Origin of the sequence: Pseudomonas sp. K8 (genome assembly GCF_014889455.1) — a bacterium.
Lineage (GTDB): Bacteria > Pseudomonadota > Gammaproteobacteria > Pseudomonadales > Pseudomonadaceae > Aquipseudomonas > Aquipseudomonas veronii.
On sequence record NZ_VJWO01000053.1, the window covers coordinates 1 to 24220 of the forward strand.

Here is a 24220-nt window from a genome sequence, read left to right on the forward strand (position 1 = left end):
CCCCCATTCCATATTTTGATCTTCAGTGATTTTGATTTTTTGTGTTTGTGGGATTTGGCTTGGATCGCGTGACGCGAAGAACCAAACTGCCCTCCGTCGGTCAATGTGACCAGCGCCACATCGGCTTGGCCGGCGCTGATATATAGTTCATCCCTCGGTTCCCTCTGACGACGAGTGCCCCATGCTTAACAAAGGACTGTTCCTGGCTTGTGCGCTGGCCCTGCTTAGCGCCTGCGATTCTTCCGATAAACCGACTGCGCCGAGCGCGCCGGCAGCTGCGAGCAGTGTGGCGCCGAAGCCGGCCAAGGCGGCGGTGGATGTGGCGGCGCTGAAGCAGCGCTATGCCGGGCGTGAGTTGAGTGTGGTGGACGTGTCCGAGGTGCAGTTGGACGGCGCCAGCACCTTGTCGGTGAGCTTTTCCATTCCGTTGGATCCGGAGCAGAAGTTCGCCGACAAGCTGCATCTGGTGGACAGCAAGTCGGGCAAGGTCGACGGCGCCTGGGAGCTGTCGGATAACCTGATGGAGTTGCGCCTGCGCCACCTGGAGCCGCAGCGCAAGTTGGTGCTGACGGTCGACCCCGGCGTGCGCGCGGTGAACAACAACCTGTTGCCCGCCGAGTACGTCGCCCGCCTGGAAACCCGTGACCTGCAAGCCACCGTCGGCTTCGCCAGCCGTGGCACGCTGTTGCCCACGCGGCTGGCCGAGGGGTTGCCGGTGATTGCGCTGAATGTCGACAAGATCGACGTCGAATTCTTCCGGATCAAGCCCGAATCCCTGCCATCGTTCCTCGCCCAGTGGGGGCGCAACACCAGCCTGCAAAGCTATGAGTCCCGCGAGCTGCTGCCGCTGGCCGATCTGGTCTACGGCGGCCGCTTCGACCTGAACCCGGCGCGCAATACCCGCGAAACCCTGTTGCTGCCGATCGCCGGCCTCAAGCAACTGCAGCAGCCGGGCGTATACCTGGCGGTGATGCGGGCGTCGGGCACCTACAACTATTCGCAACCGGCCACGCTGTTCACCTTGAGTGATATCGGCCTGTCGGTTCACCGCTACGCCAATCGCCTGGATGTGTTTACCCAGGCGCTGGACGGTGGCAAGGCGCTGGATGGCGTCGACCTCGAAGTGCTCGATGCCGAGGGCCGGGTGGTGGGGCAGGGCAAGACCGAGCAGGGCGGTCACGCCGAATTGCCGTTGCCGAAAAAGGCCCAGGTGCTGTTGGCCAAGCAGGGCGAACAAACCAGCCTGTTGCGCCTGGACAGCGCCGCGCTCGATCTGGCGGAGTTCGATATCGGCGGCCAACCGTCGCACCCGCTGCAGTTCTTTGTGTTCGGCCCACGCGATCTGTATCGCCCTGGCGAAACCGTGCTGCTTAACGCCTTGCTGCGCGACAAGGACGGCAACGCGGTCAAGCCGCAGCCAGTGAGCGTCGAAGTGCGCCGCCCGGATGAGCAGGCCAGCCGCAAATTCGTCTGGGACGCCGACGCCTCCGGCCTCTATCAATATCAATTGCAATTGGCCGGCGAAGCGCCGACCGGGCGTTGGCAGCTGGTGTTCGACCTGGGCGATGGCAAGCCGCAGTTGTACGAGTTCCTCGTCGAAGACTTCCTGCCCGAGCGCCTGGCGCTGGAACTCAAGGGCAGCGACACGGCATTGAGCCCGGAGGATAACCCGGTCATTCAGGTCAATGGCCGCTACCTGTATGGCGCGCCGGCGTCGGGCAACCGGGTCAGCGGGCAGGTGTATGTGCGTCCGCTGCGCGAGGCGGTGAAATCGCTGCCGGGTTACCAGTTCGGCTCCGTCACCGAAGAAGAGCTGAGCCAGGATTTCGAACTGGATGAAAGCGTGCTCGACGCCAAGGGCCAGGAAGCCCTGACCCTGGAAAGCAAATGGGCCGACGCCAAGTCGCCGCTGCAACTGATCGTGCAAGCCAGCCTGCATGAGTCGGGCGGGCGGCCGATCACCCGGCGCCTGGTGCAGCCGATCTGGCCGGCCGAGCAGTTGCCGGGCCTGCGCGGGCTGTTTGACGGCAAGGAAACCAACGGCGACGGCCCGGCGGAATTCGAAGTGCTGCTGGCCAACCAGGACGGGCAGAAACTCGCCGCGAAAAACCTCAAGGTCCGCCTGGTGCGCGAGCGCCGTGACTACTACTGGAATTACTCGGACAGCGACGGCTGGAGCTACCACTACAACGAGAAATTCCTCAACCTCGACGAACAGAGCCTGGACATCAAGGCCGGCGACACCGCCAAAGTCAGCTTCCAGGTGGAGTGGGGCCCGTACCGCGTCGAGGTCGAAGACCCGCAGACCGGGCTGGTCAGCAGCCTGCGCTTCTGGGCCGGCTACCAGGCCCAGGACAACACCGAAGGCGGCGCCGTGCGCCCCGATCAGGTCAAGCTGGCGCTGGACAAACCCGCCTATGGCGACGGCGATACGGCCAATGTCACGGTGACGCCGCCGGCGGCCGGTAAAGGCTACCTGCTGGTCGAGTCCGCCGAGGGGCCGCTGTGGTGGCAGGCGATCGACGTGCCGGCCGAGGGCAAAAGCTTCGCCGTGAAACTCGACCCGAAATGGGCGCGCCATGACCTCTACGTCAGCGCCCTGGTGATCCGCCCCGGCGAGCGCAAAGCCAACATCACCCCCAAACGGGCGGTGGGCCTGCTGCACCTGCCGCTGGATCGCACCCAGCGCAAACTGGGGCTGACCCTCACCGCGCCGGAAAAAATGCGCCCCAAACAAGCGCTGACGGTGAAAGTTACCGCGAAAAATGCCGACGGTAGCGTGCCCAAGCAGGTGCATGTGCTGGTGGCGGCAGTCGACGTAGGCATCCTCAATATCACCGAATACCCGACGCCCGATCCGTACTCCAGCCTGTTCGGCCGCAAGTCGTATGGCGTGGACCAGTTCGACATCTATGGCCAACTGATCGAAGCCGGCCAGGGCCGCCTGGCGAGCCTGGCCTTCGGCGGTGACGCCGCATTGGCCAAGGGCGGCAAACGCCCGGACACCAGCGTGACCATCGTCGCCCTGCAAAGCGCACCGGTGACGTTGAACGCGCAGGGCGAGGGTGAAGTCAGCGTCAATATCCCCGACTTCAACGGCGAGTTGCGCCTGATGGCCCAGGCCTGGAGCGATGACCGCTACGGCATGGCTGAAGCCAAAACCGTGATCGCCGCACCGCTGATTGCCGAACTGTCGGCGCCGCGCTTCCTCGCGGGCGGCGACCAGACCAGCTTGGCGCTGGACCTGTCCAACCTGTCGGGCAAGGCGCAAAAGCTCGACGTGCAACTGAGCGCCGAAGGGCAACTGGAACTGGTCGACAGCGCCGCGCAATCGCTTGAACTGAAACAGGGCCAGCGCACCACGCTGCGCATCCCGGTGAAAGCCTGGGGCGGCCTGGGGCAGGGCAAGCTCAAAGTCACGGTGAATGGCCTGGACCTGCCCGGTGAAAACCTGCCGCCGTTCAGCCGCGAATGGACCTTGGGCGTGCGCCCGGCCTATCCGGCCTTGCTCAAGCACTATCGTGCGGTGCTCAAGGAGCAGCCGTGGAGCTTGCCGGCGGGGGCGCTCGATCAATTCGACAGCGCGGGGCGCGAGGCGTTGTTGAGCCTGTCGAGCCGGCCGCCGTTGAACCTCGGCGCGCAAATCAGTGCGCTCAAGGCGTACCCCTACGGTTGCCTGGAGCAGACCGCCAGCGGCCTCTACCCGTCGCTGTATGCCGACGATGCCTTGCTCAAGCGCCTGGGCATCAAGGGCGAGCCGGACGCCGAGCGCAAACGCAAGATCGAGCTGGGCATTGAACGACTGCTGGGCATGCAGCGCTACAACGGCAGCTTTGGCTTGTGGGGCGCCGATGGCGAAGAGGAATACTGGCTGACCGCCTATGTCACCGACTTCCTGCTGCGCGCCCGCGACCAGGGCTTCGCCGTGCCGCCGCAAGCCTTGAAGAAAGCCAGTGAGCGTCTGCTGCGTTATGTGCAGGAGCGCAACCTGATCGAAGTCGATTACAGCGACAACGCCGAGCACACCCGCTTCGCTGTGCAGGCCTACGCCGGCCTGGTACTGGCGCGCAGTCAGCAGGCGCCGTTGGGCGCGTTGCGCAGTCTGTTCGAGCGGCGCAGCGATGCGCGCTCCGGGTTGCCACTGGCGCAACTGGCCATCGCCTTGCAGAAGATGGGCGACCAGCCGCGCGCCGATCAAGCCTTGCTCGCAGGGCTGGCGGCGCAGCGCAATGCCAAGGAATGGCTGGCCGATTACGGCAGCCCGCTGCGCGACCAGGCGATGATCCTGGCGTTGCTCGAAGAAAACGACCTGGCCAAGGGCAAGCGTGAAGAGCGCTTGTTCACCTTGTCGGATCAATTGGCGGCCAGCCCGTACCTGTCGACCCAGGAACGCAACTCGCTGTTCCTGGCCGGGCGCCTCGGGTTCGCCCAGCCCGAGTCGAATTGGCAGGTGTCGCTCACCGGCAGCGGCGGCGTGCGCGAATTGAATAATCAACAGTCGACACTGGCGTTGACGGGCGCGCTGCTGTCCAGCGACTTGAGCCTGCGCAATCAGGGCGAGACGCCGGTGTACCAGCAGTTGACGATCTCGGGTTATCCACAAGTGCCACCGGCCGCTGGCGGCGACAACCTGAGCATCCGCCGCGAATACCTGGGCATGAACGGCCAGCCGCTGAACCTGCGTAGCCTCAACAGCGGCGACCTGGTGCTGGTGCATCTGGCGGTCAGCGCCAAGCAGCGTGTACCGGATGCCCTGGTGGTGGACCTGCTGCCAGCAGGCCTGGAGCTGGAAAACCAGAACCTCGCGCAAAGCGCCGCAAGCCTGGAAAACGCCAGCAGCCAGGTAAAGGAATGGCGCGAGTCGATGCAGAACGCCTCGCTCAAGCATCAGGAGTTTCGTGATGACCGCTACGTGGCGGCGATGAACCTGGATGGCTATGGCACCACGCACCTGTTGTATCTGGCGCGGGCGGTGACGCCGGGGACGTATCGGGTGCCGCCGCCGCAGGTGGAGTCGATGTATCGGCCGAACTGGCAGGCGGTGGGTGAGACACCGGTGGATCTGGTGATCAAGGGGCGTTGAAAGCTCGATGTGGAATGGGGACTAAATGTGCAGTGGAGGCTAAATCTGGGAATGGGGCTAAATGTGGAATGAGGGCTAAATGTGGGAGGGGGCTTGCCCCCGATGGCGGTGGGTCAGTTACCTGATGCATTGACTGAAATACAGCTATCGGGGGCAAGCCCCCTCCTACAGGGATTGGTGGGGTTTTTTTGGGGTTAGTGGACTACCCAGCTGAGTAGCCACAGGCCGAGCATCAGCCAGATGATGCCCATGATGATCGATGCGCGCATGAAGGCGCGTACCGCCGAGTACAGCAGCATCAGGCCGAGGATCAGGGTAATGATGCTGATGATGGAAGTGTCCATGCCCAAGGTACGCGACAGGCCATCGATAAAGTTGCCACCGGCGTGCGTCAAGGCACCGAAGATGCCGCTGAGGCCGTCGACGATAAAACGGATGACGGAACCGAGCGCCTGGCCCAACCATTCGAAGAAGCTTTCTACCTGCATGTGTGTGTCCTGATGAGAAGGTGGGCGTGTCTGTGCCTTTGGTTGTTATTGCGACAGGCTAGTTCCCTACAAGCATAGAGGTTTGCCCGTTTGAGTTTGCGTTTAGTTGCTCGCTGGACCCTCGCGAGCCTGCTCCTGATGATTGCCCTGCTGTGGTTGGCCGACCGCATCTGGCCCCTGCCGCTGCCCAGGGACGACCTGGCGCGGGTGGTGCTGGCCGAGGATGGCACGCCGTTGTGGCGGTTTGCCGATGCCAATGGCGTGTGGCGTTACCCGGTGCAAACCGCTGAGGTGTCGCCGTATTACCTCGATGCGTTGCTCACCTACGAGGACCGTTGGTTCTACCAGCACCCCGGCGTAAACCCGTTCGCGCTGGCGCGGGCGACGTGGCAGAACCTGACCGGTGCGCGGGTGGTGTCGGGCGGTAGCACCTTGTCGATGCAGGTCGCCCGTTTGCTCGATCCCCACTCGCGCACGTTCCACGGCAAGCTGCGCCAGCTGTGGCGCACCGCGCAGTTGGAATGGCACTTGTCCAAGGCCGAGATTCTCAACCTGTACCTGAACCGCGCGCCGTTTGGCGGCACCTTGCAAGGCGTGGCGGCGGCCAGTTGGGCGTATCTGGGCAAGTCGCCGGCGCAACTGACCCACGCCGAAGCCGCCTTGCTCGCGGTGTTGCCCCAGGCGCCGAGCCGCCTGCGCCCCGACCGCCACCCCCAGCGCGCTCAGGAAGCGCGGGACAAGGTGCTGCGCCGCCTCGGTGAGTTCCAGGTATGGCCGTCATCGGCAGTGGCCGAAGCCCTGGAGGAACCGTTGCTGCTCGCGCCGCGCCTGGAGCCCAGCCTGGCGCCCTTGCTCGCCCGTCGCCTGAACCGCCCCGACAGCCCGCCGCTGATCCGCACCACCCTGGACGCCACCCTGCAACGCCGTCTCGAAGACCTGCTGCTGGGCTGGCGCGCGCGTTTGCCGGAATACACCTCGGCGGCGATCCTGGTGGTGGAGGAAGACAGCATGGCCGTGCGCGCCTACCTCGGCTCGGTGGACATCAATGATGCCAAGCGCTTCGGCCATGTGGACATGATCAGCGCCCTGCGTTCGCCGGGCTCGACCCTCAAGCCCTTCCTGTATGGCATGGCCCTGGACGACGGGCTGATTCACTCCGAATCGCTGTTGCAGGATGTGCCCAGGCGCTATGGCGATTACCGGCCGGGCAACTTCTCCATGGGCTTTACCGGCGCGGTGCCGGCGAGCACGGCGTTGTCCAGTTCGCTCAACCTGCCGGCGGTGCAGTTGCTGGAAGCCTACGGGCCGAAGCGCTTCGCCGCGCAGATGCGTATCGGCGGGGTGCCGCTGGCGCTGCCGGCGTTGGCCGAGCCGAACCTGGCGCTGATCCTGGGCGGCGCGGGCAGTCGCCTGGAAGATCTGGTGAGCGGCTACAGCGCTTTCGCTCGCGACGGCAGGAGCGCCACGATTCGATTACAGCCGGACGATACGCTTAAAGAACGGCCTTTACTGTCGCCAGGGTCCGCCTGGATTGTGCGGCGTATCCTCAGCGGCCAGGCGCGGCCCGACCGCGACCCGCGCGCCGAACTGGTGCAGCGCCCGGTGCTGGCCTGGAAAACCGGCACCAGCTACGGGTTCCGCGATGCCTGGGCGATCGGCGTGGGGCCGCGCTATTTGATCGGCGTGTGGATCGGCCGCCCCGACGGCACGCCAGTGCCGGGGCAGTTCGGCTTGGCCTCGGCCGCGCCCTTGATGTTGCAGGTACACGATGTGTTGACCAACCGCGACAGCCAGCGTGGCATCAGCGCGCCGGTCAAACCGGTGCCGGCGAACGTCGGCGTGGCGGCGATCTGCTGGCCGCTGGGCCAGCCCATGAGCCGCAGCGATCCGAATTGCCGGCGCCAGCGTTTCGCCTGGACGCTGGACAACACCACACCGCCGACCTTGCTGGCACTGGATCAACCGCTGGGTGTGGGCTTGATGGAAAGCGTCTGGGTCAACCCCAAGGGTTTGAGGGTGGACGCCCATTGTCCGGGCGCGCAGTTGAAGAACATTGCCCTGTGGCCCGCGCCGTTGGAACCCTGGCTACCGCGGGCCGAACGCCGCGACGCACGCTTGCCGGCCGCGGACCCCGATTGCCCGCCGCCGGCCCTGGCGGCGTCCTCGCCATTGTCGATTGTCGGCGTGCGCGAAGGCGATCAACTGCGCCTGCCCGCTGCCAGCCAACAGGCGCTGCGCCTGAAGATCTCGGCGCTGGGCGGCAGCGGCCGGCGCTGGTGGTTCCTCAACGGTGCGCCGTTGGGCGACAGCGCCAACCAAGACAGCATCAACGCCAGTTTCGAGCAATTGGGCCGCTACCAGCTCAGCGTTCTCGACGAGGCCGGCCAAACCGCCCGAATCGAATTCAGCATCGTCGACTAGACCCCATCACTGCCAAACCAACCCCCACATTCCGATGTGTGAATCCATTCAAATGTGGGAGCAGGCTTGCCTGCGATAGCGCCCTAAAGTCCATCCCCCCGGATTCACTTGCCTTCATCCCTGATCCCCCCGAAGCTATACCCCTTCAGGAGCCCCTCATGAACCTCGAACACCTCACCGAACGCCTGCATCGCATCCGCGATACCAACGATTGGAAACAATTCCACAGCCCGAAAAACCTGGCCATGGCCGCCAGCGTGGAAATGGCCGAGTTGGTGGAAATCTTCCAATGGCTCACCGAAGACCAGTCGCGCCAGTTGCCCGCCGACACACTCGCCCACGCCGGCCAGGAAGTCGGCGATATCGTGCTGTACCTGCTGTTGCTGTGCAGCGAGTTGGGCCTGGACATGAACGAGGTGGTGCGCGCCAAGCTGGCCGACAGCGAACGGCGGTTTATCCATGAGTGATCGTCACTTCGACCAACTGGCCACGCGTTTTGCCGAGAAGATCTACGGCGGCGCCAAGGGCGCGATTCGCCTGGCGGTGTTGCAGGCCGACCTCACCGAAGCCCTGCCGCAACGGCCGTTGCGTGTGCTGGATATCGGCGCGGGCCTGGGGCACATGTCGCTGTGGCTGGCCGAGCGCGGGCATCAGGTGACCCTGGCCGAACCCGCCGAGCCGATGCTGAGCGGTGCGCGCCAACGCTTCGCCGAGGCGGGGCAGAGCGCGACCTTCATCCATGCGCCCTGGCAAGACCTGCTCGGCCAACTCACCGAGCCCTACGATGTGGTGCTGTGCCACGCCGTCCTCGAATGGCTGGCCGAACCCCACGCGATCCTGCCCGTGCTGCACCAGTTGACGGTGCCTGGCGGCTGGCTGTCCCTGGCGTTCTACAATCGCGATGCGCTGATTTACCGCAACCTGCTCAAAGGCCACTTCCGCAAAATGCGCAAGAACGACATGGCCGGCGAAAAACAGAGCCTGACCCCGCAGCAGCCGCTCGACCCGCGAGAGCTGGCGGCGCAACTCGAGGGGCTTTGGCAGGTCGAAAGCCAGAGCGGCGTGCGGGTGTTCCACGATTATATGCCGGTGGAATTCCAGGCCCGCGTGGCATTGCAGGATGTGCTGGAGATGGAGCTCGCCCATCGTCGTCACCCAAGCTTTGCCGGACTTGGGCGTTATTTGCACTGGATCTGCCGTCCGGTTTAAGCGGCCCAGTCAGTGGAGGTCGAAATGCGTCGTTTCGGGTTAATCCTGTTGTTCCTTGGGCTGGGCGCCTGCTCCAGCCCCAATCCCTACGTGGCCACCTCGGCGCCGATGCCGCCGGCTCCGGCCCAGGCGGCCAGGACCTTTGATGCCAGCGCCTACCCCGCGCCGGTGCGTGACTACGGCGCCTACCGCATCTGGGCCTGGCGCAACGGCCAGTTGCCAGCGGGCACGGCCTGGGCGGACTCGGCGCAGATTGCCGAAGCGGTCAGCGGCGCCCTCGACCAGCGAGGCTTGCGCCCCCTGCACGACAACCGCGCGCCCGACCTGCTGGTGAGCGCCGACGTGCATCTGGAGAAGCGCCTCAAGCAGGTCCAGGATGACTACGGCTATGGGTACGGTGGCTACAATCGTTATGGCAATGGCTACGGCATGTACAACTCGGCGCCGATCGTGCGTACCTATGAAGTTCAGGTCGTGGTGGTGCGGGTCAATCTGTTCGATGCACGCAGCGGTCAGCCGGTGTGGAGCGCCAGCGCCGAAACCGGCAGTCAGGGCAGCCTCAGTGAGCGAGCCGATGCGTTGCGCAAGGCTGTGCAAAAGGCAATGACGGCGTATCCTCCCAGTTAACAGCTATTCTCATTTAATGCCCGGGTCGCTCGTTGGAGAACCATCATGTTTGGACGTATCGCAACGCTCGCTTTGGTCGTGCTGCTGGGCGGTTGCCAGACCAGCCAGGTCAACCACGATTTCGATGCCAGCCGGGACTTCGGCGCCTACCGCAGTTGGGCCTGGAAAGACCCGGCGCTGCAATACCGTCCCGATGATCCGCGGATCAAGAGCGACCTCACCGAACAACGTATCCGCCAGGCCGTCGGTGAACAACTCGACCAACGCGGCCTGCGCCCTGCGGCGGCGGGCACCCGGGCGGACCTGAATGCGCAGGCCTACCTGATCGTCGAAGACCGCCAGCAACAAGTCAGCACCAACTACGGCGGCGCCTGGGGCGGGCCGTGGAATGGCTACTGGGGCGCGCCGATGTACAACGAAACGCGCAACATCACCTACAAGGTGGCGACCATCCAGATCGACCTGCTCGACGGCAAGGACGGCAAACTCGTCTGGCGCGGCAGCGACGAGCAGATCATGGCCAGCTCGCCCGAGCCGCAGGATCGCAGCAACGCCATTCGCAAGACGATCGCGCGAATCCTTTCCAGCTACCCGCCGCGCTGACACGCTGTTGCCCCGAGAGAGATGAGCGGCCGGTTTCAGCCAATCGGTTGCCACCGGCCGACCATGTGCTCAATCTCCCCCGAGCCTTTCAACCACAACTGGCCACTGGGACCGGCGACGCTGGCGTGCAGGATGATCTCGCTGGGCAGACGCACCGGTTTCTTGAATTCGACCTCTATTTCGATATTCGCCGCGGGCAGGTGCTCGCCGAGGGCAGCGAGGGTGCGCGCCTTGTTCCACAGGCCGTGGGCGATGGCTTGGGGGAAACCGAATAGTCTGGCGGTCAGGGCGCTCAAGTGGATCGGGTTGTAGTCGCCGGACACCCGGGCGTAACGACGGCCGATATCGGCCGGGGCTTTCCAGCGGGTCAGTTCGCTGACCTGGGTGGGCGTGGGCAAGGCGTCGTCTGCCGCTGCACCGTCGAGCTTCACGCCACGGCAGAGCATGCGGCTCTGCGCTTCCCACAGCAGGCCGAGGGCATCTTCGGCGGTGGTCACCAGCTCAAACGTCGCGCCCTTGGCGTGGGGTTTGAGATGGTGTGCGTGGACGGCGATGGTCAGCTCACTCACCGCCCCCAAGGGCCGATACACCCGGATGCGATTGCGCAGGTGGACCAGCCCCAACAACGGGAACGGAAACGATGGCGCCGTCAGCAGTTTTAACTGCAGGCCGAACGCCAGCACCTGCGGATACGTCGCCGGCAGCATCGGGCTGTCGGCAAAGCCACACACCTGCCGATACGCCGCCACCTGCTCGGGGTTGACGCTCACGCGGCAGCGAAACCCCTGCTCGGGCAAATGGCTGCCGGTGATCCTGCGCTTGAGCGCCGCGCGCCAGTACAACGGCATAAGCTGCGGCGGGTGGTCCAGGGTGGTCCAGTCCATGCTTACGCTCCCAGTACACTTTGCCCACACACCCGCAGTGCCTGGCCGCTGACCGCGCCGGAACCCGGCTGACCGAGCCAGGCGACCGCTTCGGCGACGTCCTGCGGCAAGCCGCCCTGGCCCAGGGAACTCATGCGGCGCCCGGCCTCACGCAGGGCGAAGGGGATATGCGCGGTCATCTGGGTTTCGATAAAACCGGGAGCCACGGCGTTGATGCTGATTCCCCGCGCCTTCAACAGCGGCGCCCAGGCCTGGGCCAAACCGATCAACCCGGCCTTGCTCGCGGCATAGTTGGTTTGCCCGCGGTTGCCGGCAATCCCGCTGATGGAGGCCAGCAGCACCACGCGTGCGTTGTCGTGCAGGGTGCCGCTGTCGAGCAGGGCCTTGGTCAGCACTTGCGGCGCATTGAGGTTGACCGCCAGCACGGCGTCCCAGTATTCCGGGGTCATGTTGGCGAGGGTTTTGTCGCGGGTGATGCCGGCGTTATGGACGAGGATGTCGAGGCCGTCCGGCAGTTGTTCGATCAACTGGCGGGCGGCGTCGTCGGCACAGATGTCCAGCACGATGCTGCGCCCTCCCAGGCGCGCCGCCAGGGCTTCGAGGTCAGCCTTGGCCTGGGGCACGTCCAGCAGAATTACCTCGGCGCCGTCGCGGGCGAGGGTTTCGGCGATGGCGGCGCCAATGCCGCGCGCCGCGCCGGTGACCAGCGCCTTGCGCGCGGCAATCGGGCGGGTCCAGTCTTCGACGGGGGTGGCGCAGGCTTCCAGGCGAATCACCTGGCCCGAGATGTAGGCACTTTTGGGCGACAGGAAAAACCGCAACGCCCCTTCCAACTGGTCCTCGGCACCTTGGCCGACCGACAGCAATTGCAATACGCCGCCGTTGCGCAGTTCTTTGGCCAGGGAGCGGCTGAACCCTTCGAGGGCGCGCTGCGCGCTGGCGGCGAACGGGTCGCTGAGACTTTCCGGCGCGCGGCCGAGGATCACCAGATGCGCGCTGTGATCGAGGTTTTTCAGCAGGGGCTGAAAGAACTCGCGCAATTGCTTGAGCTGGTCGGTGTGTTGCAAGTCGCTGGCGTCGAACACCAGCGCCTTGAGCTTGGGGCCATGCCCGGGAATCCAGGCCGGGGCTTCCAGCGGCCCGGCGCCGTAGCTATAAATGGCCTCGGTGAGTTTGTGCGCAAACGCCAGCACCTTGGCCGCCAGCGCCCCGCCGCCGAGCAGCAGCGCGCCGTCGACCGGGCGCAGACGCCCGGCTTGCCAGCGCTCCAGGCGTACCGGTGACGGCCGGCCAATGGCGGCGACCAGGCGATGGCCGAGGCTTGAGTTGGCGAAGTCGATATAACGGTCAGACATGGAACGCTCTCCAAAGGCTGGGGTTCAAAGGGTTGACCACCTCGCGGCGGCAGTCGTTCGATTGAGCCTAGGCTAGTCTGAACGACTTACCCCACAACCGACAGGGAGCTTTCCATGACTCAATTGCGCCGTGTAGCGATCATTGGCGGTAATCGCATTCCTTTCGCCCGCTCCAATGGCCCGTATGCCACGGCGAGCAACCAGGCGATGCTGACGGCGACCCTCGAAGGCCTGATCGAGCGCTACAACCTGCACGGCCTGCGCCTGGGCGAGGTGGTCGCCGGCGCGGTGCTCAAGCACTCGCGCGACTTCAACCTGACCCGCGAATGCGTGCTGGGTTCGCGCCTGTCGCCGCAAACCCCGGCCTATGACATTCAGCAGGCCTGCGGTACCGGGCTGGAGGCGGCGTTGCTGGTGGCCAACAAGATTGCCCTGGGCCAGATCGAGTGCGGGATTGCCGGTGGGGTGGACACCACGTCCGACGCACCGATCGGGGTGAACGAAGGGCTGCGCAAGATTCTGCTGCAGGCCAACCGCAGCCAATCCTTGGCGGACAAACTAAAACTTTTGTTACAACTCCGTCCCCATCACCTCAAACCCGAGCTGCCGCGCAATGGCGAACCCCGCACCGGTTTATCCATGGGCCAGCACTGTGAGCTGATGGCGCAGACCTGGCAGATTCCGCGCGCCGAGCAAGACCAGCTCGCCCTGGAGAGCCACCAGAAAATGGCCGCGGCCTACGCCGAAGGCTGGCACAACGATTTGCTCACCCCGTTTCTGGGCCTGACCCGCGACCACAACCTGCGCCCCGACCTGACCCTGGAAAAACTCGCCGGCCTCAAGCCCGCCTTCGAGCGCAGCGCCAAAGGCACGCTCACCGCCGGCAACTCCACGCCGCTGACGGACGGCGCCTCCCTGGTGTTGCTCGGCAGCGAAGCCTGGGCCAGGGAGCGCGGCTTGCCGATCCTGGCTTACCTGCGCGATGGCGAAGCGGCGGCGGTGGATTTCGTCAACGGCGCCGAAGGCCTGTTGATGGCGCCGGTGTACGCCGTGCCGCGTTTGCTGGCGAGGAATGGCCTGACACTGCAGGACTTCGATTACTACGAGATCCACGAAGCATTCGCTGCCCAAGTGTTGTGTACGCTCAAGGCCTGGGAAGATGCGGACTACTGCAAGACGCACCTGGGGCTGGACGCGCCGCTGGGTTCGATCGACCGCAGCCGCCTCAACGTCAAGGGCAGTTCCCTGGCCGCCGGCCATCCGTTTGCTGCGACGGGCGGGCGTATCGTCGCCAACCTGGCCAAGCTGTTGGACGTCGCGGGCAAGGGGCGCGGGCTGATTTCAATCTGTGCCGCCGGAGGGCAGGGCGTGACAGCGATCATTGAACGCTGAATTGCGTGGAAAACTGGCATATTGGATGCATTCTTCGGTGGTCAAAGCTCGGTAGCCCCTCCCCGAGGCGAGCCGATTGCCGTATAACGAGTGCCATACGCGTGTTTGGTAATAAAGGACCCACAATAAAAGCTGATGAAGACTCCTAAACGCATTGAACCCCTGATCGAAGACGGTCTGGTCGACGAAGTGCTGCGCCCACTCATGAGTGGTAAAGAAGCAGCTGTTTATGTGGTGCGCTGCGGCAACGAATTGCGTTGCGCCAAGGTTTACAAGGAGGCGAACAAACGAAGTTTTCGTCAAGCGTCCGAATACCAGGAAGGCCGAAAGGTCCGTAACAGCCGGCAGGCCCGGGCCATGGCCAAGGGCTCCAAATTCGGTAAGAAAGAAACCGAAGATGCCTGGCAGAACGCCGAAGTCGCGGCGTTGTTCCGCCTGGCCGGCGCGGGCGTTCGCGTGCCCAAGCCGTATGACTTCCTTGAAGGCGTGCTGTTGATGGAGCTGGTGGCCGACGAGTACGGCGATGCGGCGCCGCGCCTGAACGACGTGGTGCTGGAGCCGGACCAGGCGCGCGAGTACCACGCGTTCCTGATCTCCCAGATCGTGCTGATGCTGTGTACCGGCCTGGTGCATGGTGACCTGTCCGAGTTCAACGTACTGCTCACGCCGACCGGCCCGGTGATCATCGACCTGCCCCAGGCGGTGGATGCGGCGGGCAACAACCATGCGTTCAACATGCTGGAGCGGGATGTGGGCAACATGGCTTCCTACTTCGGGCGCTTTGCCCCGGAGCTGAAGAAGACCAAGTACGCCAAGGAAATGTGGGCGCTGTACGAAGCCGGCACCTTGCACCCGGCCAGCATCTTGACCGGCGAGTTCGACGAACCGGAAGAACTCGCCGACGTGGGCGGCGTGATCCGCGAGATCGAAGCGGCGCGACTGGACGAAGAGCGGCGCCAGGCGGCTCGCGCGGCGGATGATGCGCCACCGAGCAAAACGCCTGACGAACCACCGCCACCGCCTTGGATGCAGTGACCCCCAAGCTGTTGTCGATATAAACAGTGTGGAAGTGATCTTCAAACAATTGGAGATCTAAAAAGTGTAGAAGTGATCTTCAGGTAATTGGAGATCTAAAAAGTGTGGAAGTGATCTTCAGGTAATTGGAGATCTAAATGTGGGAGGGGGCTTGCCCCCGATAGCTCCGTGTCAGTCGATACGTATATTGACTGATCCACCGCTATCGGGGGCAAGCCCCCTCCCACATTGGTTTCGTGTACACCCCTTACCGCCTCCCCCTTCAGACGCAACAACCACCCGACGTGTGGAAGTGATCTTCAGGCAATAGAAGATCTAAAAATGTGGGAATGATCTTCAGGTAATTGAAGATCTAAAAATATGGGAATGATCTTCAGGTAATTGGAGATCTAAATGTGGGAGGGGGCTTGCCCCCGATAGCGCCATGTCAGTCGATACGTATATTGACTGATCCACCGCTATCGGGGGCAAGCCCCCTCCCACATTGGTTTTGTGTACACCCCTTACCCCCTTCAGGCGCAGCAACCTCCCGACGTGTGGAAGTGATCTTCAGGCAATAGAAGATCTAAAAATGTTGGAATGATCTTCAGGCAATAGAAGATCTAAAAATGTGGGAGGGGGCTTGCCCCCGATAGCGCCATGTCAGTCGATACGTATATTGACTGGTCCACCGCTATCGGGGGCAAGCCCCCTCCCACATTGGTTTTGTGTACACCCCTTACCCCTTCAGGCGCAGCAACCACCCGACGCCAATTCCTTGAGAATCGGACAGTCCGGCCGATGATCGCCGTGGCAGTGTTCCACCAGGTCCTGCAACGTATCGCGCAACTGCCCCAGCTCCAGAATCTTTTGGTTCAGCTCCTCGATATGCTGGCGCGCCAAGGCCTTCACATCGGCGCTGGCCCGTTGCCGGTCCTGCCACAACGTCAGCAGCTTGCCGACTTCTTCCAATGAAAACCCCAGGTCCCGCGAGCGCTTGATGAACGCCAGGGTGTGCAAATCGTCGGCACCGTACACGCGATAGCCGCTCTCGGTGCGATGGGCGGCTTTGAGCAGGCCGATGGATTCGTAGTAGCGAATCATCTTGGCGCTCAAACCGCTTGAACGCGCCGCCTGGCCGATGTTCATGCTCATGGATGTGGGTCCTCCAGATCCTTGGGTTTCCAGGTTTTCAACAACAGCGCATTGCTCACCACGCTGACGCTGGACAAGGCCATCGCCGCGCCGGCCAACACCGGGTTGAGCAGGCCGAATGCCGCCAGGGGAATACCGATCAAGTTATACACAAAGGCCCAGAACAGGTTCTGGCGGATCTTCGCGTAGGTCTTGCGGCTGATCTCCAGCGCGGCCGGCACCAGGCGTGGATCGCCGCGCATCAGGGTGATACCGGCAGCGTGCATGGCCACGTCGGTGCCGCCGCCCATGGCGATGCCGATGTCGGCGGCGGCCAGGGCCGGGGCGTCGTTGATGCCGTCGCCGACCATCGCCACCACGCCGGTTTTTTTCAGTTCGGCGACGGTGGCGGCTTTGTCGGCCGGGAGCACTTCGGCGTGGACATCGTCGATGCCCAGCGCCTGGGCGACTACCCGCGCACTGCCGCGATTATCGCCGGTGAGCAAATGGCTGCTGATGTGCCGCGCCTTGAGTTGGGCCACGGCTTCCAGCGCGCCGGGCTTGAGAGTGTCGCCGAAAGCGAACAGCCCGAGTACCCGCGGTTGCGCGCCTTGCTCGATCAGCCAGGACAAGGTGCGGCCCTCGGCTTCCCAGGCCTTGGCCGAAGCGTTCAGTGCGCCCGCGTCCAGCCCGTTGTCTTCCAGCAGACGGCGGTTGCCCAGGGCCAGCGGCCGACCGTCGAGGGTGCCGGCAATGCCGCGCCCGGTCAGGGACTGGCTGGCGCTCACATCGGCCACGTTCAGCCCCTGTTCGCGGCAGGCATCCAGCACCGCCTTGGCCAGCGGGTGTTCGCTGCCGCGTTGCAAGGCGCCGGCCTGTTGCAGCAGCAGCGGTTCGTTGCCGTCGACTGCCGCCAAGTGGGCGATCTTCGGCGTGCCGGAAGTGAGCGTGCCGGTTTTGTCGAATACCACCGCGCTGACGGCGTGGGCGCGCTCCAGCGCTTCGGCATCCTTGATCAGGATACCGTGACGCGCCGCTACGCCAGTGCCGGCCATGATCGCGGTCGGTGTGGCCAGGCCCAGGGCGCACGGGCAGGCGATCACCAGCACGGCGACCGCATTGATGATCGCAGTCTCCAGCGAAGCGCCGTACAGCCACCAGCCGAGCAGCGTGAGCAACGCCAGCACCAGCACCGTCGGCACGAACACCTGGCTGACTTTATCCACCAGTTTCTGGATCGGTGCCTTGGCCGCCTGGGCGTCTTCCACCAGGCGGATGATGCGCGCCAGCACGCTTTCCGCGCCGAGGGCCACGGTGCGGACCAGCAAGCGCCCTTCGCCGTTGATCGCGCCACCGGTGACCTTGTCACCCGGTTGTTTCGGCACTGGCAGGCTTTCGCCGCTGATCAGCGCTTCGTCGGCATGGCTTTGGCCGTCCACCACTTCCCCGTCCACCGGGAAGCGCTCGCCGGGTTTGACCAGCACGTGGTCGCCGAGCTTGAGCGCGTTGATCGCGACGTCTTCTTCGCGGCCGTCAACCACCCGAATCGCGCGCTCCGGGCGCAAGGCTTCCAGGGCCCGGATGGCGCTGGCGGTCTGGCGTTTGGCGCGGCTTTCCAGGTATTTGCCGAGCAGCACCAGGGCGATCACCACCGCCGAGGCTTCGAAATACAGGTGCGGCATGCTGCCGACGGGCGCGGTGAGCCATTCGTACAGGCTCAGACCGTAACCGGCGCTGGTGCCGATCGCGACCAGTAAGTCCATATTGCCAGCACCGGCGCGCACGGCTTTCCACGCGGCGATGTAAAAGCGCGCACCGAAGATGAACTGCACCGGCGTGGCCAGGGCGAACTGTACCCAGGCCGGCAGCATCCAGTGCAGGCCGAAGGGCTGTGCCAGCATCGGCAGCACCAGCGGCAACGCGAGCACAATCGCCAGCAGCAGCGCCCAACGCTCGTGGTGCAGGCGCTGGGCTTGATCGGCATCGGTCTTGGTTTCGCTTTGGGGCAGCGACGCGCTGTAGCCGGCCTTGTCGACGGCGGCGATCAGCACGGCGGGGTCCATCTGGCCGAGCACCTCGATATGGGCGCGCTCGTTGGCCAGGTTCACGCTGACACGTTGCACCCCCGGCACCTTGCCCAGCGCGCGCTCGACACGCCCGGCGCAGCTGGCGCAGGTCATGCCGCCGATGGGCAGGTCAAACGTGGTGGTTCCATTCATGGGGCAGTCCTCCTGAAGAAGTTGCCCCTAGGATCAACCTTGACCTGTGGGGAAGGTCAAGCGTCTTTAGTATCCCAATGTCGCAGGTTTGAGGTACATGCCTTCCGGGCCTTGTGCGATGCGTAATTTGCGCACGTCACCGACCTTCAGCGTGATGTTCTGCGCGGCTGGCGCCAGCAGGCCCGGTAGGCAACCCGGCGCTTGGCCCGGCAGCAGCTTCAGGCGCAGCGACACATTGCCGGCCGGCAGGTTGAACGCGGTGGACTGTTCCTGGAACAGGCGCCCGGCCAACTGGTCCTGGATGTACAGGCCGATCTCGCAGTTGGTCGGTACTTCCAGGCGTTCGCGGGAAATGATCAGCACTGCATAGTCTTCGGCGGCGCTGGCCATGGGCGCAGCGGCAGACAAACTCATCAGGCCGACAAGGCCAAAAAACGACCAGCGCATGGCGAATGCTCCGTGGTTCACATCAAAGATGGGTGAAGCTTGGCCGACTGCGTCACTGAATACCAGCCCGGCGGCTATTTTTGCCGCTTGACCTTGCCATCGTGGCAAGGTCGATACTGCGTCCACCCTCATTAAAGGAGTCATGTCATGCAAGTATTCAACGTTGAAGGAATGACCTGCGGCCATTGCGTCCGGGCAGTGACCCAGGCGGTGCAGAATCAGGACCCGGCAGCCGAAGTGAAAGTCGACCTCGCGGCCAAGCAAGTCAGCGTGCAAAGCCAGTTGAGCCGCGACGTGATCGCCGGCTTGATCCGTGAAGAAGGCTACAGCGTCGCCTGATTTAATAGTTAGCGAGCTATCGTAATGTTCAACGCACCCAAGCGCGGCTAGACTGTCGGGCTGCCAACATACTTGGGTGCCTGATGAACCTGCGCATACTCCTGATTTTGGGCGCCTTGAGCGCCTTCGCGCCGCTGGCGATCGACTTTTACCTGCCGGGTTTCCCGGCGATGGCGACGGCGTTCGCCACCGATGAAAAACATATCCAGCTGACCTTGGCGGTGTATTTCGGCGGCCTGGCCATCGGCCAATTGATCTACGGCCCGCTGGCGGACCGCTTTGGTCGTCGTGTGCCGCTGCTCAGCGGGGTCACGTTGTTTACGCTGGCCTCCTTCGCCTGCGCCTACGCGCCGTCTTTGGAATGGCTGATCGGCGCACGCTTCGTGCAGGCCCTCGGCGGTTGCGCGGGCATGGTGATTTCCCGCGCGGTGGTCAGCGACAAGTGTGATGTAGTGACCTCGGCCAAGGTGTATTCGCAACTGATGCTGGTGACCGGCCTGGCGCCGATCCTTGCGCCATTGGCGGGCGGGCTGATGGTCGGGGTGTGGGGCTGGCAGTCGATCTTCCTGGCCCTGACGGTGTTCAGCGTGATGGCCGCGATTGCGGTGGCAGTCGGTTTGCCGGAAACCTTTCCGGCCCATCAGCCTCGGCAACCGTTGTCCGGGTCGCTGCGCCGCTATATCGACCTGTTGTCGGACCGGGTCTACCTCGGTTACGCCCTGACCGGGGGCATTTCGATTGCCGGGATGTTTGCCTACATTGCCGGTTCACCCTTCGTATTCATCAAACTCTATGGCGTGCCCGCCGAGCATTTCGGCTGGGTATTCGGCTCCAACGCCGCCGGCTTTATCCTGATGGCCCAAGTCAATGCGCGCTTGCTCGCCAAGCGCGGGCCGGCGTTCTTGCTGTCGCGCACGGTGTGGCTCTACATGCTGGCGGCGTTGGCGCTGCTCGGCGTCGCGGCCTTGCGCACCGAAGCGTTGTGGCCGTTGCTGCTGCCGCTGTTTATCTGCATCGCCAGCCTGGGCTGCATTTTGCCCAACACCTCGGCCTGCGCCATGAGCGGGCAGGGCGCGCGAGCCGGTAGCGCCTCGGCAATGCTCGGTTGCATTCAGTTCGGCGTGGCGGCGGGGGCGGCTTCGTTGGTGGGCGTGTTGCACGACGGCACGGCGATGCCGATGGCGATGGTCATCAGCTTGTGCGGGGTCTTGGCGGTGACGATTGCACTGTCGACCCAGCGCCTGCAACGGGCACGTGCCCTACAGGCGCAGGTCTGAAAGACGTCAGCCAGCGGCAGCGGAGCGTTGCTGGTCGAGTGGGAAACGGTGGGGCGCCTGGATGCGCGCTTGCAGGGTCTCGGCGAAGGCGCGGGCTTCGGCCTCACTGCGGAAGGTGATGGCTTCGCCGTCGAGACGGACCTGCCATTTATTGCCCGGGGATTTTGCTAACGCTTTTATCAGGATCTTCATTGCTGACTTCCTCACGTAAAAGAATCGTGGCAAAGGCCGCCAATATAAACCCGAATACGTTCACAATGATGACAAAGGTCAATTCCCTGACTAGTGGTGTCGTCCATCACTTACACGAATGACGGACGACACTGACAGACCTCTTTTAGAACCCTTCCAGCACGATCTTACCCTTGGCCTTGCCGCTCTCGAGCAGCGCGTGAGCGCGGCGTAGGTTCTCGGCGTTGATCACGCCGAAGTGCTCGCCCACGGTAGTTTTCAGGGTGCCGGCATCGATCAGCTCGGCGACGCGATTGAGCAGGTTGTGTTGCTCGATCATGTCCGGCGTCTCGAACATCGAGCGGGTGTACATGAACTCCCAATGCAGCGACAGGCTCTTGCGCTTGAGTTTGCTCACGTCAAGGGCCTTCGGATCGTCGATCAGCGCCAGCTTGCCCTGGGGCTGCAAGGCTTCGACCAGTTGATCCAAATGGTGGTCGGTCTGGGTCAGGCTGGCGACGTGGGTCACGTGGGCCACACCCGCGTGTTTCAGGGCGTCGCTCAGCGGCTGGCTATGGTCGATCACCAGGTCGGCGCCAAGGGCCTTGGCCCAGGCCTGGGTTTCTGGGCGCGACGCGGTGCCGATGACCTTCAGTGCGGTGAGCTGGCTGGCCAATTGGGTCAGGATCGACCCCACGCCGCCGGCAGCGCCGACGATCAGCAGGCTCTGGCCTTCGTCCTTTTTACCCTCGCGCACTTGCAGGCGTTCGAACAACAGTTCCCAGGCGGTGATGGCGGTCAGCGGCAAGGCGGCCGCGTCGGCAAAACCCAGGCTCTTGGGCATATGGCCGACGATGCGCTCGTCTACGGTGTGCAGTTCGCTGTTGCCGCCCGGGCGTACCAGGGAGCCGGCGTAGAACACGTTGTCACCGGCCTTGAACAGCGTCACTTCACTGCCGACGGCCTTGACCACACCGGCCACGTCCCAGCCGAGCACCTTGGCGGCGCCGTTTTCCGGGGCGACGTTCTGGCGGACCTTGGTGTCCACCGGGTTGACCGAGATGGCTTTGACTTCCACCAGCAGGTCGCGCGGGCCGGCGACCGGTTCCGGCAGCTCGATGTCTTGCAGGGATTTCGGATCGTTGATCGGCAGTGAGGCGTAGTAGGCAATGGCTTTCATGTGGGCTCCAGAAGTAGGGAGTTGACTGTAGGAGCGAGCTTGCTCGCGAAAAACTCACAGGGGCCGCGCTGAATCAAAAGCGCGGCGTCATCGTTTACGATTTTCGCGAGCAAGCTCGCTCCTACAAAAAAGGGCGGTGATCAGGCAAGAAATTTCAGGCGCTTGAGTTCGAAGTGCGCGAGTACGTCGGCGGCCTTGGCGCGGAAACTCTGGATGTGTGCGCTCTGGTCGTGGTCGGCCAGGGCCGCGTCGTCGCGCCAGCGTTCGAGCATGTAGAACGTCTCGGGATGTTGCAGGTCCTGGTGCAGGTCGTACTGTTCGCAACCGGCTTCCTGGCGGGTCGGTTCCAGCAGGCCGCGCAGCAGCGACTCGAGGGTGTGTTGTTGGCCAGGTTTGGCGATCAGCGTGGCGATGACGTTAAAGGCAGCGGACATATTCGACTCCTGACACGGGCTGTACGGGATGGGCAGATGATTGGCTATTTCCGATGCAGATAAAAGCGGCTAAAACAGCAGTCTGTTTCAACAATATTTTGATAATGGGTGGAATTGGATGCTGCGCTTTGATGATTTGCAGTTGTTCGTGCGCGCAGCGGACCTGGGCAGTCTGTCGGCCGCGGCGCGGGTCATGGACCTGTCGCCGGCGGTGGCCAGCGCGGCGTTGAAGCGTATCGAACAGCAACTGGGCACGCGCTTGCTGGCGCGCTCCACTCGCAGCCTGCGCCTCACCGCTGAAGGGGACGGCTTTCTCGGATATGCGCGTGCCGCACTGAGCTCGCTGGACGAAGGGCGGCGGTTATTGGCCAGTGGCCAGGACCATGTCAGCGGTGTGCTGCAACTGTCGGCACCCTCGGATTTTGGTCGCAACCAGCTGTTGCCCTGGCTCGACGAGTTCCAGCGTGACTATCCGCAACTGACGGTGCGCCTGTTGCTGGGCGACCGCATTGCCGACCTGTTCCGCCAGCCGGTGGATATCGCCCTGCGCTATGGCGAACCGGAGGATTCCAGCCTGGTCGCGCTGCCCGTCGCGCCGGATAACGTGCGCGTGCTGTGCGCGGCGCCCAGTTATCTCGAGCGCCACGGCGAACCGCGGCATCTGGAGCAACTGGCCCAGCACAATTGCCTGCTGTATATGCTCGGCACTCGCGTGCATGACCACTGGACGTTTCATGACGGCAAACGCGAAGTCAGCCTGACTGTCGGCGGCGACCGCTTCAGTGACGATGCTGACGTGGTACGGCGATGGGCTGTCGCCGGGGTGGGCATCGCCTACAAGTCCTGGTTGGATGTGAGCAGCGACGTCCGCGCCGGACGCTTGCGCGTGATTCTGCCTGAGCTGCGCGGCGAGCGGACGCCGCTCAACCTGTTATGCGCGCATCGCGCGCAGTTGAGTAAGCCCATCAACCTGCTGCGGGAAATGCTCGTGTCCCGTTGTGCGACATTGACCGCGCAGTGGTCGGAACAATTCACCAGTGCGTAATAGCCTCCACTAAAGCCGGAAATTTCACTCAGATCCCGTCCCTATCCGCGCTGTCAGACGCCGGGGAACTGGCTGCTTGCGCACCTATACTTTGGCGCCAACCACAGCAGAGAAATGATTTAACAAGGAGTGAACACATGGAACAGGCACCTTGCATCAGTCAGATTGCCAGCTTGCTCGCCGAGCCAAAACGCACCGCCATGCTCTGGGCCTTGATGGACGGCTCGGCCAAGTCTTCCCAGGAACTGGCGACGCTCACGGGGTTGTCGCCGGCCTCGGCGAATGCCCATCTGGCGCGGCTTACCGGCGGCGGTTTGCTGCGTGTCGAAGCGCGTCGCGGCAAGCGGTTGTTTCGTGTGGCGGCGGCGGATGTCAGCACCGCCATCGATGCCTTGGCCAGCACCACCATGGCCAGTGCGGCGCGCAGCTCACCGCAGGCTTCACCGCTGACCCTGGCGGCGCCGGCCCCGCTGCGCCATGCGCGGTTATGCCATGGGCACCTCGGCGGCGAACTGGCGGCGCAACTGTATCAGCGGATGATCGCGGCCGGCTGGATCGAGCGCCACGAGCTCCGCACCCAAGTCACGGTCAAAGGCGCGCAGCACCTGGCCGGCCTGGGCATTTTCACCCAGGCGCTGGCCTTGCCGCTGGTGTGCGACTGTTTCGATTGGAGCCAGCAGCAACCGCACCTGGGCGGCGCGCTGGGAGCCGGGCTATTGCAACTGTTTTTGCAGTCGAACTGGATCCGTGCGGTCAACGAGTCCCGCGCCTTGCTCGTCAGCGACACCGGGTTGGCGGAAATCACCCGGTTGGCCGTGCCCGACGCGCTCTGACCCGGATGACGTCGTTCAGAGTTGCGATCAGGTCGCACCCAGCAATAACCCGGAAAAACCATGGC

21 protein-coding genes are annotated in these 24220 nt (G+C 63.8%); 12 read left to right on the forward strand and 9 right to left on the reverse strand.

The genetic code is table 11. The features are described from left to right. Positions 1 to 181 precede the first annotated feature (181 nt). Positions 182 to 5083 carry an alpha-2-macroglobulin family protein gene (locus INT12_RS25855; protein WP_193039889.1) on the forward strand — a complete coding sequence of 1634 codons (4902 nt, stop codon included), beginning with the start codon at positions 182 to 184 and terminating at the stop codon, positions 5081 to 5083. Positions 5084 to 5277: 194 nt separating this feature from the next. Here the strand turns inward: INT12_RS25855 and INT12_RS25860 are convergent, their stop codons facing one another. Then, complete coding sequence (locus tag INT12_RS25860; protein ID WP_017849656.1) at positions 5278 to 5571, reverse strand: hypothetical protein; 294 nt, start codon at positions 5569 to 5571, stop codon at positions 5278 to 5280. Between the two features lie 90 nt (positions 5572 to 5661). Here INT12_RS25860 and pbpC point away from each other — a divergent pair, with 90 nt between their 5' ends. The 5 genes from pbpC (at position 5662) to INT12_RS25885 (ending at position 10431) form a co-directional block, all read left to right on the forward strand. After that, entirely contained in the window at positions 5662 to 7992 is a 2331-nt protein-coding gene (pbpC, locus tag INT12_RS25865) for a peptidoglycan glycosyltransferase PbpC (protein ID WP_193039888.1), read from the forward strand. Positions 7993 to 8150: 158 nt separating this feature from the next. After that, the gene (locus INT12_RS25870; RefSeq protein ID WP_017849654.1) at positions 8151 to 8459 is read left to right on the forward strand and encodes a MazG-like family protein; all 309 of its coding nucleotides are present in this window, start codon (positions 8151 to 8153) and stop codon (positions 8457 to 8459) included. Continuing rightward, on the forward strand, positions 8452 to 9201 hold the full coding sequence (locus tag INT12_RS25875) for a methyltransferase (protein WP_017849653.1): 750 nt from the start codon (positions 8452 to 8454) through the stop codon (positions 9199 to 9201). Before INT12_RS25870 ends, INT12_RS25875 begins: the two co-directional genes overlap by 8 nt. Positions 9202 to 9225: 24 nt before the next feature. After that, positions 9226 to 9828, forward strand: a complete 603-nt coding sequence (locus tag INT12_RS25880) for a DUF4136 domain-containing protein (protein ID WP_046384841.1) — start codon at positions 9226 to 9228, stop codon at positions 9826 to 9828. Between the two features lie 45 nt (positions 9829 to 9873). Then, complete coding sequence (locus tag INT12_RS25885; RefSeq protein WP_046485731.1) at positions 9874 to 10431, forward strand: DUF4136 domain-containing protein; 558 nt, start codon at positions 9874 to 9876, stop codon at positions 10429 to 10431. A gap of 35 nt (positions 10432 to 10466) precedes the next feature. Here INT12_RS25885 and INT12_RS25890 read toward each other — a convergent pair whose 3' ends face one another. Both INT12_RS25890 and INT12_RS25895 read right to left on the reverse strand, forming a co-directional pair. Next, on the reverse strand, positions 10467 to 11315 hold the full coding sequence (locus tag INT12_RS25890) for a MaoC family dehydratase (protein ID WP_104904020.1): 849 nt from the start codon (positions 11313 to 11315) through the stop codon (positions 10467 to 10469). A gap of 2 nt (positions 11316 to 11317) precedes the next feature. Next, positions 11318 to 12670: a 3-oxoacyl-ACP reductase gene (locus INT12_RS25895; protein WP_193059075.1), complete on the reverse strand. Its 1353-nt coding sequence runs from the start codon at positions 12668 to 12670 to the stop codon at positions 11318 to 11320. Between the two features lie 114 nt (positions 12671 to 12784). Between INT12_RS25895 and INT12_RS25900 the strand changes: the two genes are divergently transcribed. Further along, positions 12785 to 14062, forward strand: coding sequence for an acetyl-CoA C-acetyltransferase (locus tag INT12_RS25900; RefSeq protein WP_017849648.1), 1278 nt, complete (start codon positions 12785 to 12787; stop codon positions 14060 to 14062). A gap of 135 nt (positions 14063 to 14197) precedes the next feature. Continuing rightward, positions 14198 to 15097, forward strand: coding sequence for a PA4780 family RIO1-like protein kinase (locus INT12_RS25905; RefSeq protein ID WP_017849647.1), 900 nt, complete (start codon positions 14198 to 14200; stop codon positions 15095 to 15097). A gap of 726 nt (positions 15098 to 15823) precedes the next feature. Here INT12_RS25905 and cueR read toward each other — a convergent pair. From cueR to INT12_RS25920, 3 genes are all read right to left on the reverse strand, one after another. Then, positions 15824 to 16225, reverse strand: a complete 402-nt coding sequence (cueR, locus tag INT12_RS25910) for a Cu(I)-responsive transcriptional regulator (RefSeq protein WP_026140370.1) — start codon at positions 16223 to 16225, stop codon at positions 15824 to 15826. A 2-nt stretch (positions 16226 to 16227) separates the two neighbouring features. After that, entirely contained in the window at positions 16228 to 18429 is a 2202-nt protein-coding gene (locus INT12_RS25915; RefSeq protein WP_046384838.1) for a heavy metal translocating P-type ATPase, read from the reverse strand. A gap of 66 nt (positions 18430 to 18495) precedes the next feature. Then, entirely contained in the window at positions 18496 to 18876 is a 381-nt protein-coding gene (locus INT12_RS25920) for a hypothetical protein (protein WP_017849644.1), read from the reverse strand. Between the two features lie 147 nt (positions 18877 to 19023). On the opposite strand from INT12_RS25920, the gene INT12_RS25925 reads away from it, so the two are divergent. Then, positions 19024 to 19215: a heavy-metal-associated domain-containing protein gene (locus INT12_RS25925; RefSeq protein ID WP_017849643.1), complete on the forward strand. Its 192-nt coding sequence runs from the start codon at positions 19024 to 19026 to the stop codon at positions 19213 to 19215. 83 nt (positions 19216 to 19298) lie between these two features. After that, positions 19299 to 20492 carry a multidrug effflux MFS transporter gene (locus tag INT12_RS25930; protein WP_046384836.1) on the forward strand — a complete coding sequence of 398 codons (1194 nt, stop codon included), beginning with the start codon at positions 19299 to 19301 and terminating at the stop codon, positions 20490 to 20492. A 6-nt stretch (positions 20493 to 20498) separates the two neighbouring features. Here the strand turns inward: INT12_RS25930 and INT12_RS25935 are convergent, their stop codons facing one another. From INT12_RS25935 to INT12_RS25945, 3 genes are all read right to left on the reverse strand, one after another. After that, a complete protein-coding gene (locus tag INT12_RS25935; RefSeq protein WP_017849641.1) occupies positions 20499 to 20684 on the reverse strand; it encodes a hypothetical protein in 186 nt (61 codons plus the stop codon). A gap of 145 nt (positions 20685 to 20829) precedes the next feature. After that, positions 20830 to 21843 carry a zinc-binding alcohol dehydrogenase family protein gene (locus INT12_RS25940; protein ID WP_193040543.1) on the reverse strand — a complete coding sequence of 338 codons (1014 nt, stop codon included), beginning with the start codon at positions 21841 to 21843 and terminating at the stop codon, positions 20830 to 20832. 140 nt (positions 21844 to 21983) lie between these two features. Continuing rightward, on the reverse strand, positions 21984 to 22277 hold the full coding sequence (locus INT12_RS25945; protein WP_017849638.1) for a putative quinol monooxygenase: 294 nt from the start codon (positions 22275 to 22277) through the stop codon (positions 21984 to 21986). A gap of 118 nt (positions 22278 to 22395) precedes the next feature. Between INT12_RS25945 and INT12_RS25950 the strand changes: the two genes are divergently transcribed. Together INT12_RS25950 and INT12_RS25955 are read left to right on the forward strand one after the other, a co-directional pair. Continuing rightward, complete coding sequence (locus tag INT12_RS25950) at positions 22396 to 23322, forward strand: LysR family transcriptional regulator (protein WP_017849637.1); 927 nt, start codon at positions 22396 to 22398, stop codon at positions 23320 to 23322. Between the two features lie 137 nt (positions 23323 to 23459). After that, positions 23460 to 24155 carry an ArsR/SmtB family transcription factor gene (locus tag INT12_RS25955; RefSeq protein WP_017849636.1) on the forward strand — a complete coding sequence of 232 codons (696 nt, stop codon included), beginning with the start codon at positions 23460 to 23462 and terminating at the stop codon, positions 24153 to 24155. Positions 24156 to 24220: the final 65 nt, after the last annotated feature.